The sequence below is a fragment of the Enterobacter sp. ECC-219 genome (assembly GCF_043966805.1).
Lineage (GTDB): Bacteria > Pseudomonadota > Gammaproteobacteria > Enterobacterales > Enterobacteriaceae > Enterobacter > Enterobacter cloacae_N.
The window spans coordinates 2495047-2511623 of sequence record NZ_CP143680.1; the positions used below are offsets into that span (position 1 = coordinate 2495047).

The 16577-nt window shown below is 57.5% G+C and carries 19 protein-coding genes; 14 read left to right on the forward strand and 5 right to left on the reverse strand.

Features of this window, described 5'->3' with window-relative positions; genetic code table 11:
* Positions 1-36: 36 nt before the first annotated feature.
* A complete protein-coding gene (locus V1603_RS11735; protein WP_320720520.1) occupies positions 37-597 on the reverse strand; it encodes a lipoprotein in 561 nt (186 codons plus the stop codon).
* Positions 598-721: 124 nt separating this feature from the next.
* The gene (gene mdtH / locus V1603_RS11740; RefSeq protein ID WP_395313959.1) at positions 722-1930 is read right to left on the reverse strand and encodes a multidrug efflux MFS transporter MdtH; all 1209 of its coding nucleotides are present in this window, start codon (positions 1928-1930) and stop codon (positions 722-724) included.
* A 236-nt stretch (positions 1931-2166) separates the two neighbouring features.
* Here mdtH and rimJ point away from each other — a divergent pair, with 236 nt between their 5' ends.
* The 4 genes from rimJ (at position 2167) to murJ (ending at position 5999) form a co-directional block, all read left to right on the forward strand.
* Positions 2167-2751 (forward strand): ribosomal protein S5-alanine N-acetyltransferase, encoded by a 585-nt coding sequence (gene rimJ / locus V1603_RS11745; RefSeq protein ID WP_163328734.1) that lies wholly within the window; start codon positions 2167-2169, stop codon positions 2749-2751.
* Positions 2752-2760: 9 nt separating this feature from the next.
* The gene (locus V1603_RS11750; protein WP_395313960.1) at positions 2761-3408 is read left to right on the forward strand and encodes a YceH family protein; all 648 of its coding nucleotides are present in this window, start codon (positions 2761-2763) and stop codon (positions 3406-3408) included.
* Positions 3409-3410: 2 nt separating this feature from the next.
* Complete coding sequence (locus V1603_RS11755; protein WP_166710759.1) at positions 3411-4334, forward strand: Gfo/Idh/MocA family protein; 924 nt, start codon at positions 3411-3413, stop codon at positions 4332-4334.
* Positions 4335-4463: 129 nt separating this feature from the next.
* A complete protein-coding gene (gene murJ / locus V1603_RS11760) occupies positions 4464-5999 on the forward strand; it encodes a murein biosynthesis integral membrane protein MurJ (RefSeq protein ID WP_116340686.1) in 1536 nt (511 codons plus the stop codon).
* Between the two features lie 59 nt (positions 6000-6058).
* Here the strand turns inward: murJ and flgN are convergent, their stop codons facing one another.
* The 3 genes from flgN to flgA all read right to left on the reverse strand — a co-directional run bounded on the left by flgN (position 6059) and on the right by flgA (position 7535).
* Positions 6059-6484: a flagella biosynthesis chaperone FlgN gene (gene flgN / locus V1603_RS11765; protein WP_025755834.1), complete on the reverse strand. Its 426-nt coding sequence runs from the start codon at positions 6482-6484 to the stop codon at positions 6059-6061.
* A gap of 4 nt (positions 6485-6488) precedes the next feature.
* Entirely contained in the window at positions 6489-6782 is a 294-nt protein-coding gene (gene flgM / locus V1603_RS11770) for a flagellar biosynthesis anti-sigma factor FlgM (RefSeq protein ID WP_014883360.1), read from the reverse strand.
* Between the two features lie 93 nt (positions 6783-6875).
* Positions 6876-7535 (reverse strand): flagellar basal body P-ring formation chaperone FlgA, encoded by a 660-nt coding sequence (gene flgA, locus V1603_RS11775; RefSeq protein ID WP_116340684.1) that lies wholly within the window; start codon positions 7533-7535, stop codon positions 6876-6878.
* Positions 7536-7692: 157 nt separating this feature from the next.
* Between flgA and flgB the strand changes: the two genes are divergently transcribed.
* The 10 genes from flgB (at position 7693) to flgK (ending at position 16573) form a co-directional block, all read left to right on the forward strand.
* Positions 7693-8109, forward strand: coding sequence for a flagellar basal body rod protein FlgB (flgB, locus tag V1603_RS11780; RefSeq protein WP_008500815.1), 417 nt, complete (start codon positions 7693-7695; stop codon positions 8107-8109).
* Between the two features lie 3 nt (positions 8110-8112).
* Complete coding sequence (gene flgC, locus V1603_RS11785; RefSeq protein WP_013097138.1) at positions 8113-8517, forward strand: flagellar basal body rod protein FlgC; 405 nt, start codon at positions 8113-8115, stop codon at positions 8515-8517.
* A gap of 11 nt (positions 8518-8528) precedes the next feature.
* Entirely contained in the window at positions 8529-9239 is a 711-nt protein-coding gene (gene flgD, locus V1603_RS11790; RefSeq protein ID WP_045406631.1) for a flagellar hook assembly protein FlgD, read from the forward strand.
* Between the two features lie 26 nt (positions 9240-9265).
* Complete coding sequence (gene flgE / locus V1603_RS11795; RefSeq protein ID WP_061098580.1) at positions 9266-10474, forward strand: flagellar hook protein FlgE; 1209 nt, start codon at positions 9266-9268, stop codon at positions 10472-10474.
* A 20-nt stretch (positions 10475-10494) separates the two neighbouring features.
* On the forward strand, positions 10495-11250 hold the full coding sequence (locus V1603_RS11800; protein WP_116340682.1) for a flagellar basal body rod protein FlgF: 756 nt from the start codon (positions 10495-10497) through the stop codon (positions 11248-11250).
* 11 nt (positions 11251-11261) lie between these two features.
* Positions 11262-12044, forward strand: coding sequence for a flagellar basal-body rod protein FlgG (gene flgG, locus V1603_RS11805; RefSeq protein ID WP_000625853.1), 783 nt, complete (start codon positions 11262-11264; stop codon positions 12042-12044).
* 57 nt (positions 12045-12101) lie between these two features.
* Positions 12102-12800: a flagellar basal body L-ring protein FlgH gene (gene flgH / locus V1603_RS11810; protein WP_023311139.1), complete on the forward strand. Its 699-nt coding sequence runs from the start codon at positions 12102-12104 to the stop codon at positions 12798-12800.
* Between the two features lie 12 nt (positions 12801-12812).
* Positions 12813-13904 carry a flagellar basal body P-ring protein FlgI gene (locus V1603_RS11815; RefSeq protein ID WP_045406630.1) on the forward strand — a complete coding sequence of 364 codons (1092 nt, stop codon included), beginning with the start codon at positions 12813-12815 and terminating at the stop codon, positions 13902-13904.
* Positions 13904-14857, forward strand: coding sequence for a flagellar assembly peptidoglycan hydrolase FlgJ (flgJ, locus tag V1603_RS11820; protein ID WP_045406628.1), 954 nt, complete (start codon positions 13904-13906; stop codon positions 14855-14857). Before V1603_RS11815 ends, flgJ begins: the two co-directional genes overlap by 1 nt.
* Before the next feature lie 75 nt (positions 14858-14932).
* Positions 14933-16573, forward strand: a complete 1641-nt coding sequence (gene flgK / locus V1603_RS11825) for a flagellar hook-associated protein FlgK (protein ID WP_116340680.1) — start codon at positions 14933-14935, stop codon at positions 16571-16573.
* Positions 16574-16577 lie beyond the last annotated feature (4 nt).

Here is a 16577-nt window from a genome sequence, read left to right on the forward strand (position 1 = left end):
TTCCGTAAAAAAAAGGGCGCCGCAGCGCCCTTCAGGTTAATCGGTGAAAGGAATGATGATCTCTCCCGGCTTCACCTCTATCCCTTTTGCGTATTTCTTCGCGAGGGCTTCACCCTTGCTTTTGTCTTCGCTTAAGACGTACGCCGGCTGCTGATTAAAGTAGTTACGCAGCGACTGGTTCAGATAGGGCATCAGGGTTTGCAGAACCGGTGCCATCTTGTCCGGCGAAACCTGCGCATCGACCACTTCCATCTCCTGCAGGAAAATCGCCCCTTTCTCTTTATTGAAAACGGGGAGCGCCTTCAGCTTGAGCTTGATGTTGGCTTTCTGATTGCCAAATAGAGACGTCATATCAAGCGCGGCATCGCCTGCCAGCGTGACTTTATTCGGCTCTTCACGACCAATCTGGCTGGTGAGATTGGTAAGAACGATGTGGGCATCGGCCAGCCCCGGCACGCCAATGTCTTTAGAGAAATTGTTATGTTTTTCCAGCGCCTGATTAATTTCCTGCTCACTGACGGTATATTGCGTAAGCTGGTTACAGCCCACCAGCAGACCGCTGATGATAAGTGCGGCGGCAATGACAATTTTCTTCATAGTGTTCCTCAACGAAAAATCGGCGCTACTGTCCTGTTTCGTCAGTATGTCAGTGTGAAATGGCAGAAACCAGCAGAAAATACTGAGAAGTGTGGCGGGAGCATTCTCCCGCCGGAGGGAAGGGCTACGCGCCGGGTTCGAGCATGCCGCTCGCGCTGCGCTTCTGGCTGAACTGCCACCACAGGGCGAGAAGTGTCATGACGCCCACCACGCCGAGCATCATCCAGGGGAGCTCCGGCTGGTTCAGCGCTTTGCCGGCATCGAACAGCCAGCCGCCGCCGGCGTAACCCAGCGCACCGCCAAAGGCCAGTCCGAGGCGGCTGAAGCCCATATAGCTGCCGCGCGCACGCGCATCCGCAAGCGAGGCGCTCAGCGTTTCCCGGGCGGGCTCGGCGATGATAGAGCCGATGTAGAAGGTGCAGATCAGCATAAAAAGCTGCTGGAGCGTGTTTACCAGACCGATAGGCATCATGCTCAGCGTCATCAGAAACAGACCGGCCATCAGGCGATGCTCCAGGCGAAAACGCCGTTCACTCCAGCGGGCGATGGGGTAAAGCAGCGTCAGCGACAGGCAGGCTTCGATGGCGTACATCCATTTCACGGCTGCAGGCGTGCCCGCAATATCGTTCACTATGATTGGCAGCATCAGCATCACCTGTACGGCCAGCATGTAATAGCCGGTCAGGGTCAACACGTAGGTGACAAAACGCCTGTCGCGAAGCACCCTTCCGAGCCCCTCGCGTACCGGCGCTTTTACCGTAGACAGCTTCCAGGCCGGGAGATAGAGACCGTTAAACAGTGCGCACAGAATAAACAGCACCGCCCCGGCCGCGCAGACCAGACGGAAATCGTACTGCAGCAGCCAGCTGCCCAGCAGGGCGCCAACAACCGCCCCGGCGCTGTCCTGCATCATCAGAATGGAGAAGAAGCGGCCGCGGTGCTGCGGACGAATAAGCTTTACCACCAGCGCGGTACGCGGCGGGTCAAACAGGGTGCCCCCGATACCGGAGAGGAAGCAGGAGAACCACAGCAGCCAGGGCTCGTGGGCAACCGCCATCGTGGCAAAGCCTGCCGCGCGGAGCAGCATACCGGTAACGATCATCGGTTTAGCGCCAAAGCGGTCAGCGATCGCGCCGCCAAAGACGCCAAGACCCTGCTGGACAAACTGGCGTAGCCCCAGCGCAATGCCGACCATCAACGCCGCCCAGCCCATTTGATCGACAAAGCGGATCGAGATGAGGGGGAACACGACAAAAAAGCCGAGCACGACCAGCATGTTATCGACGAGCAGGAAATATTTACCCAGGCTCCTGGCCTGTGATACGCGGGACATTTTCCCTCCAGGGAAAATAAGAAGGTGAGCACGCTAACATTCTGCGGTGTCGCCGCGCTTTTTCCCACCCCTGCGCGCGACAATATTTTTTTATCAAAACGGTGCTTTGATAGAGAGTTCTCATCGAAAAATGTGAAAAGAGGTCAAAATGGTATGTCACTGTTTTCACAGACGGCACAGGCGCAGGTATAGTAAAGCTAATGGGTAAGCTGAAGCGACGGGAAGGAGTGGTATTGATGTTTGGCTATCGCAGTAATGTGCCAAAAGTGCGTCTGACAACGGACAGGCTGGTCGTTCGTCTTGTGCATGAGCGTGATGCCTGGCGTCTGGCGGATTATTACGCCGAGAATCGCCAGTTTTTAAAACCCTGGGAACCCGTTCGGGATGAGAGCCATTGTTACCCCTCCGGCTGGCAGGCGCGCCTCAGCATGATCGCTGAATTTCATAAGCAGGGCAGCGCGTTTTATTTCGCGCTGCTCGATCCGGAAGAGAAAGAGATTATCGGAATTGCCAATTTTTCAAACGTGGTGCGGGGTTCGTTCCACGCTTGCTACCTTGGCTACTCTATCGGCCAGAAATGGCAGGGGCAGGGGATGATGTACGAGGCGTTAACGGTGGCCATTCGCTATATGCAGCGCACGCAGCATATCCATCGCATTATGGCGAACTACATGCCGCATAATCAGCGCAGCGGCAATTTGCTGGCGCGTTTAGGGTTCGAGAAAGAGGGTTATGCCAAAGATTATCTGCTGATAGACGGAGAGTGGCGCGACCACGTTCTGACGGCGTTAACCACCCGAGACTGGACCGCAGGTCGTTAAGGAGAAAAGATGAAGTATCAGCTAAACGTTACGGAAGCGCGCGTGATTGGGTGCTTACTCGAAAAACAGGTCACCACGCCGGAGCAGTATCCGCTCTCAGTTAACGCCGTGACCATGGCCTGCAACCAGAAGACCAACCGCGAGCCGGTGATGAACCTCAGCGAGCATGACGTTCAGGACGTGCTGGACGCGCTGGTAAAGCGCCACTATTTGCGCACCGTCAGCGGCTTTGGCAACCGCGTGACCAAATACGAGCAGCGCTTCTGTAACTCTGAATTTGGCGACCTGAAGCTGAGCAGTGCGGAAGTGGCGATTATCACCACGCTGCTGCTGCGCGGGGCGCAGACGCCGGGGGAACTGCGAACGCGCGCTTCCCGCATGCATGAGTTCAGCGACATGCAGGAGGTCGAGCAGACGCTGGAAGGGCTGGCCGCGCGTGAGGATGGCCCCTTTGTGGTGCGTCTGGCGCGCGAGCCGGGCAAACGTGAAAGCCGCTATATGCACCTTTTCAGCGGTGACGTTGACGCCGCAAGCGTGGCGACGGAATCGGGCCCCGCAATCAGCGACGACCTTTCAGCACGCGTAGAGGCGCTGGAAGAAGAGGTAGCCGGGCTGAAGCAGCGGCTGGACGCGTTGCTCGCACATCTGGGAGACTGACGGTGAAAAAATTACGTATTGGCGTGGTGGGGCTGGGCGGTATTGCGCAAAAAGCCTGGCTGCCTGTTTTAGGTGCGGCGACAGACTGGACCCTGCAAGGGGCCTGGTCACCCACGCGCGAGAAGGCAGAGCGTATCTGCGAAACCTGGCGCATCCCGTATGCCGCCTCCCTGCAGGATCTGGCCCGCGAGTGCGATGCGGTATTCGTGCATACCTCAACGGCAACCCACTATCAGGTGGTGAGCGAGCTGCTCAATGCGGGTGTTCACGTCTGCGTGGATAAACCGCTGGCGGAAAACGTTCAGGACGCGGAGCGGCTGATTGAGCGGGCGGCACGTAAAAACCTGACGCTGATGGTCGGTTTCAACCGCCGCTTCGCGCCGCTTTATCAGCAGCTGAAGGCGCAGTCGGGCACGCTCGCCTCGCTGCGGATGGATAAGCACCGTACCGACAGCGTGGGTCCGAACGATCTGCGCTTTACCCTTCTTGATGACTACCTTCACGTGGTGGATACCGCGCTGTGGCTGACCAACGGCGAAGCGCTGCTGAAAAGCGGCACTCTGGTCACTAACGAACAGGGGCAGATGGTGTATGCGGAACACCATTTTGCCGTTGAGCACCTTCAGGTCACCACCAGCATGCACCGCCGCGCAGGCAGCCAGCGGGAATCCGTGCAGGCGGTAACCGACGGCGCGCTGTACGACGTTACCGACATGCGGGAGTGGCGGGAAGAGAAGGGCAGCGGCGTGGTGACGCTCCCGGCGCCAGGCTGGCAAAGCACCCTCGAGCAGCGCGGTTTCGCGGGATGTGCCCGCCACTTTATCACCTGCGTGCAAAATCAGACGGTTCCTGAAACGTCCGGCGAGCAGGCCATTCTGGCGCAGCGCATTGTGGAAAGACTCTGGCGCGATGCCATGAGCGAATAACTCGCTGTAACATCTGCAGATAGTAATTCGTTGAAATCCGGTTAGACTAAGCGCCGCCTGTTGGCTTTGCCGGGTGGCGCTTACGCTTACCCGTCCTGGAAATCCGTATGGTTCTGGAAATTCACGTTAATGAACTTATTAAAATCGCTGGCGGCCGTCAGCTCGATGACCATGTTCTCTCGCGTACTCGGTTTTGCGCGCGATGCCATTGTGGCAAGGGTCTTTGGTGCAGGGATGGCAACGGACGCCTTTTTCGTTGCGTTCAAGCTGCCTAACCTGCTGCGTCGCATTTTTGCTGAAGGGGCGTTCTCCCAGGCGTTCGTTCCCATTCTGGCGGAATATAAAAGCAAGCAGGGTGAAGATGCGACGCGCGTATTTGTCTCTTATGTCTCCGGGTTGCTGACCCTGGCGCTGGCCGTGGTGACCGTCGTCGGTATGCTGGCCGCGCCCTGGGTGATTATGGTGACCGCACCTGGTTTTGCCGACACGGCAGATAAATTTGCCCTGACTTCGCAGCTGCTGCGCATTACCTTCCCCTATATTCTGCTGATCTCGCTGGCCTCGCTGGTGGGGGCGATCCTGAACACCTGGAACCGCTTCTCCGTTCCGGCGTTTGCGCCGACGTTTCTCAACGTCAGCATGATCGGTTTTGCGCTGTTCGCCGCGCCGCACTTCAACCCGCCGGTGCTGGCGCTGGCCTGGGCGGTCACCGTGGGCGGCGTGCTGCAGCTGGCGTATCAGCTGCCGCATCTGAAGAAAATCGGCATGCTGGTGCTGCCGCGCATCAATCTTAAAGATGCCGGGGCGATGCGCGTAATTAAGCAGATGGGGCCTGCCATTCTTGGCGTCTCCGTCAGCCAGATCTCGCTTATCATCAACACCATCTTTGCCTCTTTCCTGGTGTCCGGTTCCGTTTCGTGGATGTACTACGCTGACCGTCTGATGGAGTTCCCGTCCGGCGTGCTGGGCGTGGCGCTGGGGACCATCCTGCTGCCGTCGCTGTCGAAAAGCTTTGCCAGCGGCAACCATGATGAGTACTGCCGCCTGATGGACTGGGGCCTGCGTCTCTGCTTCCTGCTGGCCCTGCCCAGCGCGGTGGCGCTGGGGATCCTCGCCAAGCCGCTGACGGTGTCGCTGTTCCAGTACGGGAAATTCACCGCGTTTGACGCCGCGATGACCCAGCGCGCGCTGATAGCCTACTCGGTGGGATTGATGGGGCTGATTGTCGTCAAAGTGCTGGCGCCGGGGTTCTATTCGCGTCAGGACATTAAAACGCCGGTGAAAATTGCCATCGTGACGCTGATTATGACCCAGCTGATGAACCTGGCATTTATCGGCCCGCTGAAGCATGCCGGACTGTCGCTGTCTATTGGTCTGGCGGCCTGCCTGAATGCCGGGCTGCTTTACTGGCAGCTGCGCAAGCAGGATATCTTTACGCCGCAGCCGGGCTGGGCAAGTTTCCTCGTGCGTTTGGTTGTGGCGGTGCTGGTGATGTCTGCGGCACTCATCGGGATGATGTACGTCATGCCGGAGTGGTCCCTGGGCACGATGCCCTATCGTCTGATGCGGCTGATGGCCGTGGTGGGCGTCGGGGTGGTAGCGTATTTCGCCACGCTCGCCGTGCTGGGCTTCAAAGTGAAAGAGTTTACCCGCCGTACGGCATAAACGCCAAAAGGGGAGTTCACCTCAGGGTGCTCCCCACTGCATGATTTGTCGCTGATGCGTCAAATCGAAATCTTTTTTACACCCGCAATACGCGCAGTCGCCGTCTGACCATCCGCGCCGTACAGTCCGGTTTCTTTATGCGGCTTCAGCACCTCAAGCGCCTGCTGATTGCGCTCAATCTGCCCTTCAAGCAGCCAGCCGTTATGCTGGTTGAGATCGCGCAGATGCTGGGTTTTTTCGGTAATGGTCTGCCAGCGCTCAACAATATCGTCATTGGCGCTGCGCTTCGGATCCTGCTCGGCGCGGCGCTGCTGCTCCAGATAATCCAGCGTCGCCAGCAGCGAACTCTTATCTTCAGTAATACGCTGCAGCGCGCTGCCGTTGATGTGGCCGGAAGAGAGATGCTGCTGTTCAGCGTCCATTACCGTTTTCAGGTCGTTCAGGACAACCGTCATTTGATCCAGTATTTCTGACAGTCGACTCATACGGTTAGTTACTCTGTAAGAAACTCTGTGCTTCCTGAATCAGGGCGTCAGCGATTTTGCTGGTGTCCATTTTCAGCTCACCGTTGCGAATAGCCGTTTTCAGCGCTTCAACACGTTCCATATTGATATCGTTGCTGCCTGGCTGCATCAGTTTTGCCTGGGCATCGCTCAGGGTCACGCTGGTGCTGTTAGACGTTGACGGTTTTTCCAGACGCGTTTTCTGAGGGGTAGCGTCGTTCGTTTCGCGAGGCTGTACAGCGCTTACCGGCTTCAGGGCTGATGTACGATCAATGCTCATAGTGTTGTCCTCATCGAGGGTTCGCGGCGTTTGCGCCTGACATCATCATTAGTTGAATATTTATCGGCACGCGCCGCGGAATCTTTAAAAAGATTATAGGTTAATCAGAATATTCCCATCAGAATCGACGGTTCCGCTAACCACCTGGCCCGAGGACATTCTGACACGGGCGTTTTGCGCCACCGCAGCATTGTTTAACGCTTTCCCTTCACTGTTGATGCTAAAGCCATCTCCGTTGGCGACCACCATCACCTGCTGTCCTGCTTTAACACGCCACGCCTGGCGAAGCATGGAGAGCTGAATCGGCTGGCCCGGGGCCACGTCGCGCAGGCTGACGGCGTCCTGTGCCTGGTTCATTTCCAGCATTGTCCGTGGCGGAAGCTGGTCCAGACGCCCGCGCTTCAGCGTCACGCTGTTTGCCTGGAGCGTGCTGCCACGCGCGATGGGTACGGCGGCGACAACATAATTGCCCGTCGCCTGAACTGCAACCTGTAAATAGCGTTTTTCGTTGGCGCAGCGTGCCAGCACGTTCACATTGCCCCACAGCTTCGTGGTCCCCGTCACGCTGAATGACGGTTGCTCGCAGGTCGGATACAGATTCGGCGGCGTACGGATGGTCACGTTAACTTCGTCGCTAAAGCCCGCCAGCTTCTGGGCAAAAAAATTCGTCAGCGCATTCTGTAAATCCCCGGCCTGCACCAGAGGGCTAAACAGCAAGACGGTTGCCATCAGGCCACGTTTTAACGTTTGCATCGCAAGTTCCACCGTTTCCAGAGTTGGGTGAATTCTACCTGCAGTGGTTTTGCATCAACGGAATAAATAGCGACGCATTTTGCGCTTATTCCGTCGATAGGGGAGACCGGGTGAGATTTAAGCTGTGAACTGAAATTTTGCCATCAGCGGAGGAGACATGCTCGATAAACTCGACGCCGCGTTACGTTTTCAGCAGGAAGCGCTCAATTTACGCGCCCAGCGGCAGGAGATTTTAGCCGCCAACATCGCTAACGCCGATACGCCCGGGTATCAGGCGCGCGATATTGATTTTTCCAGTGAACTCAAAAAGGTGATGGAGCGTGGACGTGCCGAAGGAACGGGTGTTGCACTCGCCATGACATCCTCTCGCCATATTCCTGCTCAGGCGATGACCGCGCCAGCGACCGATTTACTTTATCGCATCCCCGACCAGCCTTCACTCGACGGTAACACCGTGGATATGGACCGGGAGCGTACGCAGTTTGCCGATAACAGCCTGAAATACCAGACGGGCCTGACCGTACTCGGCGGACAAATCAAAGGCATGATGAACGTCCTCCAGGGGGGCAACTGATAAATGGCCTTGCTGAATATTTTTGATATCGCCGGCTCGGCGTTAACCGCTCAGTCAAAACGGCTGAACGTGGCAGCCAGTAACCTGGCGAACGCCGACAGCGTGACCGGACCTGACGGTCAGCCTTATCGTGCTAAACAGGTTGTGTTTCAGGTCGACGCTGCGCCAGGTGCGGCAACGGGCGGCGTGAAGGTGTCTGACGTGGTAGAGAGCCAGGCGCCGGACAAGCTGGTGTACGAGCCCGGTAACCCGCTCGCGGACGCTAACGGATACGTGAAGATGCCTAACGTGGACGTGGTGGGCGAGATGGTTAACTCCATGTCGGCGTCCCGTAGCTACCAGGCGAACGTCGAAGTGCTTAATACCGTGAAGAGCATGATGCTCAAAACACTGACTCTCGGCCAGTAAAGGAGACATGCATGTCCATCGCCGTAAATGTGAATGATCCTACGAACACAGGTGTTAACAACACCAAAAGTTCGACAAGCTCCAGCTCCCTGACGGGAAGCAATGCCTCCGATTTGCAGAGCAGCTTCCTGACGCTGCTGGTGGCGCAGCTTAAGAACCAGGATCCGACTAACCCAATGCAGAACAACGAACTGACCACGCAGCTTGCGCAGATCAGCACCGTGAGCGGCATTGAGAAACTGAACACCACCCTGGGTTCCGTCTCCGGTCAGATTAACAGCGCCCAGTCCCTGCAGGCTGCAAGCCTGATCGGTCACGGCGTGATGATCCCGGGTACCACTATTCTTGCGGGTACCAGCACCACCGAGGGTACATCGACCACCACCACTACGCCGTTCGGCGTGGAATTGCAGCAGGCGGCTGACAAAGTGACCGCGACGATCACCGACTCAACCGGCGCCGTGGTTCGCACCATCGACATTGGCGAGCTGAAGGCGGGCGTTCACACCTTTACCTGGGACGGCAGCCTGACCGACGGCACGAAAGCACCAAATGGCTCCTACAAAGTCGCGATTAGCGCCAGCAACGGGACAACCCAGCTGGTGGCGCAGCCGCTGCAGTTCGCGCTGGTTCAGGGCGTGATTAAAGGGGGCGACGGCAACAAACTGGATTTGGGTACCTCCGGTACCACCACACTCGACGAAGTTCGGCAGATTATCTAAGCCTTAACACTTATCAGGAGTAAGTCATGGCCTTTTCTCAAGCGGTCAGCGGCCTGAATGCTGCGGCCACCAACCTGGACGTCATTGGCAACAACATCGCCAACTCCGCGACCTATGGTTTTAAATCCGGTTCTGCTTCCTTTGCAGACATGTTTGCCGGTTCCAAAGTGGGTCTGGGCGTAAAAGTTGCGGGCATCACTCAGGACTTTACCGACGGTACCACCACCAACACCGGTCGTGGCCTGGACGTTGCCATCAGCCAGAACGGTTTCTTCCGTATGGTCGATGCAAACGGCTCGGTGTTCTACAGCCGTAACGGCCAGTTCAAGCTGGACGAAAACCGTAACCTGGTGAACATGCAGGGCATGCAATTAACGGGTTATCCGGTTGCCGGAACGCCATCAACGGTTCAGACCGGTGCGAATCCACAGGCGATTAATATCCCGACCACACTGATGGCCGCGAAATCCACCACCACGGCTTCCCAGCAGATTAACCTCAACTCCACCGATGCCGCACCGACCGCCGCCTTCGATCCGGCTAACCCGGATACCTACAACAAAAAAGGTACGGTAACCGTCTTTGATAGCCAGGGTAATGCGCACAACATGAACCTGTTTTACGTCAAAGATGCGACCCCGGCTAACTCCTGGAAAGTGTACGCCCAGGACGGCAGCGTAGCAGGCAGCACGGCGGCAGTGGCCACGACGTTGACCTTCGATAATAACGGTACGTTGATTGGTGGTGGAAACATCAACATCACTACCGCGACTATCCCAGGTGCGGACCCGGCGACCTTCGCCATGAGTTTTGCTAACTCCATGCAGCAGAACACCGGTGCGAACAATATCGTGGCGACCAACCAGAACGGCTTCAAGCCGGGCGACCTGGTGAGCTATCAGATCAACGATGACGGCACCGTCGTCGGGAACTACTCCAACGAGCAGACTCAGGTGCTGGGGCAGATCGTGCTGGCGAACTTTGCCAACAACGAAGGCCTGAAATCTGAAGGCGATAACGTCTGGTCGGCTACCCAGTCCTCCGGCGTGGCGCTGCTGGGTACGGCGGGAACCGGTAACTTCGGCACGCTGACCAACGGCGCGCTGGAAGCCTCTAACGTGGACCTGAGTAAAGAACTGGTGAACATGATTGTCGCGCAGCGTAACTATCAATCGAACGCGCAGACCATCAAGACCCAGGATCAGATCCTCAACACGCTGGTTAACCTGCGTTAAGCGGCTAACAGGAAAGCGCAATGGATCACGCAATATATACCGCGATGGGCGCGGCAAGTCAGACGCTCAGCCAGCAGGCCGTTACTGCCAGCAACCTGGCAAACGCCTCGACGCCGGGCTTTCGCGCGCAGCTGAATGCGCTGCGCGCGGTGCCGGTGGAAGGGCTCTCCCTGCCGACCCGTACGCTGGTGGCGGCATCGACCCCGGGCGCAGACATGACGCCAGGGCAGATGGATTACACCTCACGCCCGCTGGACGTTGCCCTGCAGCAGGACGGCTGGCTGGCGGTGCAAACGGCGGACGGCGGTGAAGGCTATACCCGTAACGGGAATATCCAGGTCAGCGCGACCGGCCAGCTGACGATTCAGGGGCATCCGGTGATGGGTGAAGCGGGCCCGCTGACCGTGCCGGAAGGCTCTGAGCTGACCATCGCCGCGGACGGCACCATCTCGGCGCTGAACCCGGGCGACCCGGCCAATACCGTTGCCCCTGTTGGTCGTCTGAAGCTGGTCAAAGCGGAAGGCAAAGAGGTGCAGCGCGGCGACGACGGCATGTTCCGTCTGACCCAGGCGGCCCAGGCTACTCGTGGCGCCACGTTACAGGCCGATCCGAGCATCCGCGTGATGTCCGGCGTTCTGGAAGGCAGCAACGTCAAGCCGGTCGAAGCGATGACCGACATGATCGCCAGCGCCCGTCGTTTTGAAATGCAGATGAAAATTATCAGCAGCGTGGATGAAAACGCGGGCAAGGCTAACCAACTTCTGTCTATGAGTTAACAGGACTCTTTATGATCAGCTCCTTATGGATCGCGAAAACTGGCCTGGACGCGCAGCAAACCAACATGGATGTGATTGCCAACAACCTGGCAAACGTCAGCACCAATGGTTTCAAGCGTCAGCGCGCCGTTTTCGAAGATTTGCTTTATCAAACCATCCGCCAGCCGGGCGCGCAGTCTTCTGAACAGACGACGCTGCCGTCAGGTCTGCAGATCGGTACCGGCGTTCGCCCGGTGGCGACCGAGCGTCTGCACAGCCAGGGCAACCTGTCTCAGACCAACAACAGCAAAGACGTGGCAATCAAAGGTCAGGGTTTCTTCCAGGTGCAGCTGCCTGACGGAACCTCTGCCTATACCCGTGACGGTTCCTTCCAGGTCGATCAGAACGGTCAGCTGGTGACGGCGGGCGGTTTCCAGGTTCAACCTGCGATCACCATTCCGGCGAACGCCCTGAGCATTACCATCGGCCGTGACGGCATCGTGAGCGTGACCCAGCAGGGGCAGGCCGCGCCGGTCCAGGTCGGACAGCTCAACCTGACCACCTTCATGAACGATACCGGCCTGGAAAGCATTGGTGAGAACCTCTACACCGAAACGCAATCCTCCGGTACGCCAAATGAAAGTACGCCGGGCCTGAACGGTGCCGGTCTGCTGTATCAGGGGTATGTAGAAACCTCCAACGTGAACGTGGCGGAAGAGCTGGTAAATATGATCCAGGTCCAGCGCGCGTATGAAATTAACAGTAAAGCAGTCTCGACGACCGATCAGATGCTGCAGAAACTGACGCAACTCTAAGGCGTAGCCCGGTGCGGTAAACCCCGCACCGGCTCCCTGTTTTCGAAGATGAAGGCAATGCAAAAAAACGCGGCGTTTCGTTATCCGATACTGACTGTTCTGGCTGTCACCCTCAGCGGGTGCGCTTTGATCCCGTCTAAACCATTGGTCCAGGGTGCGACGACTGCCCAACCCGTTCCTGGCCCTGCGCCAGTGGTAAACGGCTCCATTTTCCAGACCGCGCAGCCGATTAACTACGGCTATCAGCCGCTGTTTGAAGATCGCCGCCCGCGCAATGTTGGCGATACATTGACCATTGTGCTGCAGGAAAACGTCAGCGCGAGCAAGAGCTCGTCGGCGAACGCCAGCCGCGATGGCAAAACCAATTTTGGCTTCGACACCGTTCCACGCTATCTGCAGGGCCTGTTCGGCAATGCCCGTGCGGATGTTGAGGCTTCCGGCGGCAACACCTTTAACGGTAAAGGTGGCGCAAACGCCAGCAACACCTTCAGCGGTACGCTGACGGTTACGGTTGACCAGGTGCTGGTTAACGGCAATTTACACGTCGTGGGTGAAAAACAGATCGCCATCAACCAGGGCACTGAATTCATTCGCTTCTCGGGCGTGGTGAATCCACGCACCATCAGCGGCACCAACACCGTTCCGTCCACCCAGGTGGCGGATGCGCGCATTGAGTACGTCGGTAACGGCTACATTAATGAAGCGCAGAATATGGGTTGGCTGCAGCGCTTCTTCCTTAATTTATCGCCGATGTAAGCGAGGTGACCCATGTTTAAATCGATCTTCGCCGTGGCGCTGGTTCTTGTAGCAACGTTTGCCCAGGCTGACCGCATCCGCGATCTCACCAGCGTTCAGGGCGTCCGCCAGAACTCGCTGATTGGCTATGGCCTGGTGGTGGGGCTGGACGGTACCGGTGACCAGACGACCCAGACGCCTTTTACCACCCAAAGCTTGAACAACATGCTTTCCCAGCTCGGTATTACCGTGCCGGCGGGAACCAACATGCAGCTGAAAAACGTGGCCGCGGTAATGGTCACTGCCTCTTACCCGGCGTTTGCGCGCCAGGGGCAGACCATTGACGTGGTGGTCTCCTCAATGGGTAATGCCAAAAGCCTGCGCGGCGGTACGCTGCTGATGACCCCGCTGAAAGGCGTCGACAGCCAGGTCTATGCTCTGGCGCAGGGTAACATTCTGGTTGGCGGTGCGGGTGCATCGGCAGGCGGAAGCAGCGTGCAGGTGAACCAGTTGAACGGCGGACGTATTACCAACGGCGCGATCATCGAGCGTGAGCTGCCGACCCAGTTTGGCGCAGGCAACACCATCAACCTGCAGCTGAATAATGAAGACTTCACGATGGCGCAGCAGATTGCCGACACCATCAACCGCAGCTATGGCAATGCCACGGCGCTGGATGCGCGTACCGTGCAGATACGCACCTCTACCGGCAGCAGCAACCAGGTGCGCATGCTGGCGGATATCCAGAATCTGGAAGTGAACGTGCCGGTGCAGGATGCCAAAGTGATCATCAACTCCCGTACGGGGTCCGTGGTGATGAACCGGGAAGTGTCGCTGGATAGCTGCGCCGTGGCGCAGGGTAACCTGTCGGTGACGGTTAACCGTTCTGCCAACGTCAGCCAGCCGGATACACCATTTGGTGGCGGCCAGACGGTGGTGACGCCACAAACGCAGATTGATTTACGCCAGAGCGGCGGCTCTCTGCAGAGCGTGCGCTCCAGCGCCAACCTGAACAGCGTGGTGCGTGCCCTGAACGCGCTGGGCGCGACGCCGATGGATCTGATGTCCATTCTGCAATCCATGCAAAGCGCGGGCTGCCTGCGCGCCAAACTGGAAATCATCTGATGCTGACCGATAGCAAACTGTTGACCAGTGCCGCCTGGGACGCCCAGTCGCTCAACGAACTGAAAACCAAAGCAGGTAAAGACCCGGCGGCGAATATCCGTCCGGTCGCCCGCCAGGTAGAGGGGATGTTTGTCCAGATGATGCTGAAAAGCATGCGCGAAACCCTGCCGAAAGACGGGATGTTCAGCAGCGATTCAACGCGTCTTTACACCAGCATGTATGACCAGCAGATTGCGCAGCAGATGACCGCCGGTAAAGGCCTCGGTCTGGCTGACATGATTGTCAAACAGACCGCCGCCGCACAGGGTGTTCAGCCAGAAGAGCAGCCGCAGCAGGTGCCGATGAAGTTCGATCTGGAAACGGTGACCAGTTATCAGAACCAGGCGCTGACGCAGATGGTGCGTAAAGCGATACCGAAGGCAACGGGCAGCGGCGACGAGGCGCTCTCCGGTGACAGCAAAGACTTCCTGGCGCAGCTATCTCTGCCTGCGCGACTGGCCAGTGAACAGAGCGGCGTGCCTCACCATCTGATTCTCGCCCAGGCCGCGCTGGAGTCGGGCTGGGGCCAGCGCCAGATCCGCAAGGAAAACGGCGACCCGAGCTTTAACATCTTCGGCGTGAAGGCCACCTCCAGCTGGAAAGGGCCGACCACGGAGATCACCACCACCGAATACGAGAACGGTGCGGCGGTGAAGGTGAAAGCGAAATTCCGAGTTTACAGCTCTTATCTGGAAGCACTGTCCGATTATGTCGGGCTGCTGAGTCGAAATCCGCGTTACACCGCCGTTACGCAGGCGGCGACGGCGGAGCAGGGCGCTCAGGCCCTGCAAAACGCGGGCTACGCGACCGACCCGAACTACGCGCGCAAGCTTACCAGCATGATCCAGCAGCTGAAATCCATGGGCGAGAAGGTCAGCAAAGCCTATAGCGCAGATATTGAAAATCTGTTCTGAAAGTTCTCAAGTCCCGGTGGAGGTTGCCGATAACCTTCATCAGGACTCGTGTCTGAACGTATAAAAGGAACCCCCATGTCCAGTTTGATTAACAGCGCCATGAGTGGCCTCAGTGCCGCGCAGTCGGCACTCAATACCGTCAGTAATAATATTTCAAGCTACAACGTGGCAGGTTACACCCGCCAGACGACGGTGCTGGGTGCATCTAACAGCACGCTGACCGGCGGTGGCTGGGTGGGTAACGGGGTGTATGTCTCCGGTGTCCAGCGTGAATATGACGCTTTTATCACCAACCAGCTACGCGCCGCGCAGACGCAGAGCAGCGGCCTGACCACACGCTATCAGCAGATGTCAAAAATTGACGATGTGCTCTCCGATACTACCAACTCGCTTTCCACCACCCTGCAGGATTTCTTTAAAAGCCTGCAAACGCTGGTGAGCAACGCGGAAGACCCGGCTGCGCGTCAGACGGTGCTGGGAAAAGCGGGCGGCCTGGTCAATCAGTTCAAAACTAACGATCAGTATCTCCGCGATCAGGATACGCAAGTCAATACCGCAATTGCGACCAGCGTTTCGCAGATCAACAACTACGCCAAACAGATTGCCAATCTGAACGATCAGATTTCCCGCCTCACAGGCGTCGGCGCGGGCGCATCGCCTAACGATCTGCTCGACCAGCGCGATCAGCTTGTCAATGAGCTGAACAAAATCGTGGGCGTGGAAGTCTCTGTTCAGGATAGCGGCACGTTTAACATCTCTTTCGGCAACGGCTATAGCCTGGTGCAGGGCAGCAAAGCTAACCAGCTGGCGGCCGTGAAGTCCAGCGCCGATCCTTCCCGTACCACTATCGCCTACGTCGATGAGGTTGCGGGCAATGTCGAGATCCCGGAAAAGATGGTTACCACCGGCTCGTTAGGCGGCTTGCTGACGTTCCGCGCTGAAGATCTGGATAAGGCCCGTAACACCCTGAACCAGATGGCGCTGGCATTTGCTGACGCGATGAACAAACAGCATGAGGCCGGCTTTGATGCCAACGGCGATGCGGGCGGCAAGCTGTTCGGCTTTGGTTCTCCGGCTGTGCTTTCTAACAGCAAAAATAGCGGCTCGGCGGTTGTCAATGCCACCGTTGCGGACAGCACCAAAGTTCAGGCAACGGACTATAAGCTGCAGTTTAACGGTACCGACTGGACCATTACCCGTACCTCGGACAAGACCAGTTTTACAATGAGCCCGGATGCCAGCGGCAATCTGTCGTTTGATGGTCTCAACGTGAACGTCAGCGGTTCGGCAAACGCTAAAGACAGCTTTACCGTGAAGCCTGTGTCCGACGTCATCATGAACATGGAACTGTCCATCAGCGACGAGTCCAAACTGGCCATGGCCGCGGTGCAGAACGGCGGTGAGAGCGACAACCGCAACGGGCAGAAAATGCTCGATCTGCAAAACAGCAAAGTGGTTGGCGGAAACAAAACCTTCAACGATGCCTATGCCTCACTGGTCAGTACCGTGGGTAGCACCACCGCTTCACTGAAGGTAAGCAGCCAGACGAAAGCCAACGTGGAAACGCAGTTAATCAAGCAGCAGCAGACCATCTCTGGGGTAAACCTTGACGAAGAGTATGGCAACCTGCAGCGTTATCAGCAGTATTACCTCGCCAACGCGCAGGTGCTTCAGACTGCCAGTACGCTCTTCGATGCAATTATCAACATTCGTTAAGGTT

Bases quoted from the DNA above. Each gene is read 5' to 3' on its own strand.
- V1603_RS11735 (WP_320720520.1), bottom strand. From the start codon at position 597: ATGAAGAAAATTGTCATTGCCGCCGCACTTATCATCAGCGGTCTGCTG.
- mdtH (WP_395313959.1), bottom strand. From the start codon at position 1,930: ATGTCCCGCGTATCACAGGCCAGGAGCCTGGGTAAATATTTCCTGCTC.
- rimJ (WP_163328734.1), top strand. From the start codon at position 2,167: ATGTTTGGCTATCGCAGTAATGTGCCAAAAGTGCGTCTGACAACGGAC.
- V1603_RS11750 (WP_395313960.1), top strand. From the start codon at position 2,761: ATGAAGTATCAGCTAAACGTTACGGAAGCGCGCGTGATTGGGTGCTTA.
- murJ (WP_116340686.1), top strand. From the start codon at position 4,464: ATGAACTTATTAAAATCGCTGGCGGCCGTCAGCTCGATGACCATGTTC.
- flgN (WP_025755834.1), bottom strand. From the start codon at position 6,484: ATGAGTCGACTGTCAGAAATACTGGATCAAATGACGGTTGTCCTGAAC.
- flgM (WP_014883360.1), bottom strand. From the start codon at position 6,782: ATGAGCATTGATCGTACATCAGCCCTGAAGCCGGTAAGCGCTGTACAG.
- flgA (WP_116340684.1), bottom strand. From the start codon at position 7,535: ATGCAAACGTTAAAACGTGGCCTGATGGCAACCGTCTTGCTGTTTAGC.
- flgB (WP_008500815.1), top strand. From the start codon at position 7,693: ATGCTCGATAAACTCGACGCCGCGTTACGTTTTCAGCAGGAAGCGCTC.
- flgC (WP_013097138.1), top strand. From the start codon at position 8,113: ATGGCCTTGCTGAATATTTTTGATATCGCCGGCTCGGCGTTAACCGCT.
- flgD (WP_045406631.1), top strand. From the start codon at position 8,529: ATGTCCATCGCCGTAAATGTGAATGATCCTACGAACACAGGTGTTAAC.
- flgE (WP_061098580.1), top strand. From the start codon at position 9,266: ATGGCCTTTTCTCAAGCGGTCAGCGGCCTGAATGCTGCGGCCACCAAC.
- V1603_RS11800 (WP_116340682.1), top strand. From the start codon at position 10,495: ATGGATCACGCAATATATACCGCGATGGGCGCGGCAAGTCAGACGCTC.
- flgG (WP_000625853.1), top strand. From the start codon at position 11,262: ATGATCAGCTCCTTATGGATCGCGAAAACTGGCCTGGACGCGCAGCAA.
- flgH (WP_023311139.1), top strand. From the start codon at position 12,102: ATGCAAAAAAACGCGGCGTTTCGTTATCCGATACTGACTGTTCTGGCT.
- V1603_RS11815 (WP_045406630.1), top strand. From the start codon at position 12,813: ATGTTTAAATCGATCTTCGCCGTGGCGCTGGTTCTTGTAGCAACGTTT.
- flgJ (WP_045406628.1), top strand. From the start codon at position 13,904: ATGCTGACCGATAGCAAACTGTTGACCAGTGCCGCCTGGGACGCCCAG.
- flgK (WP_116340680.1), top strand. From the start codon at position 14,933: ATGTCCAGTTTGATTAACAGCGCCATGAGTGGCCTCAGTGCCGCGCAG.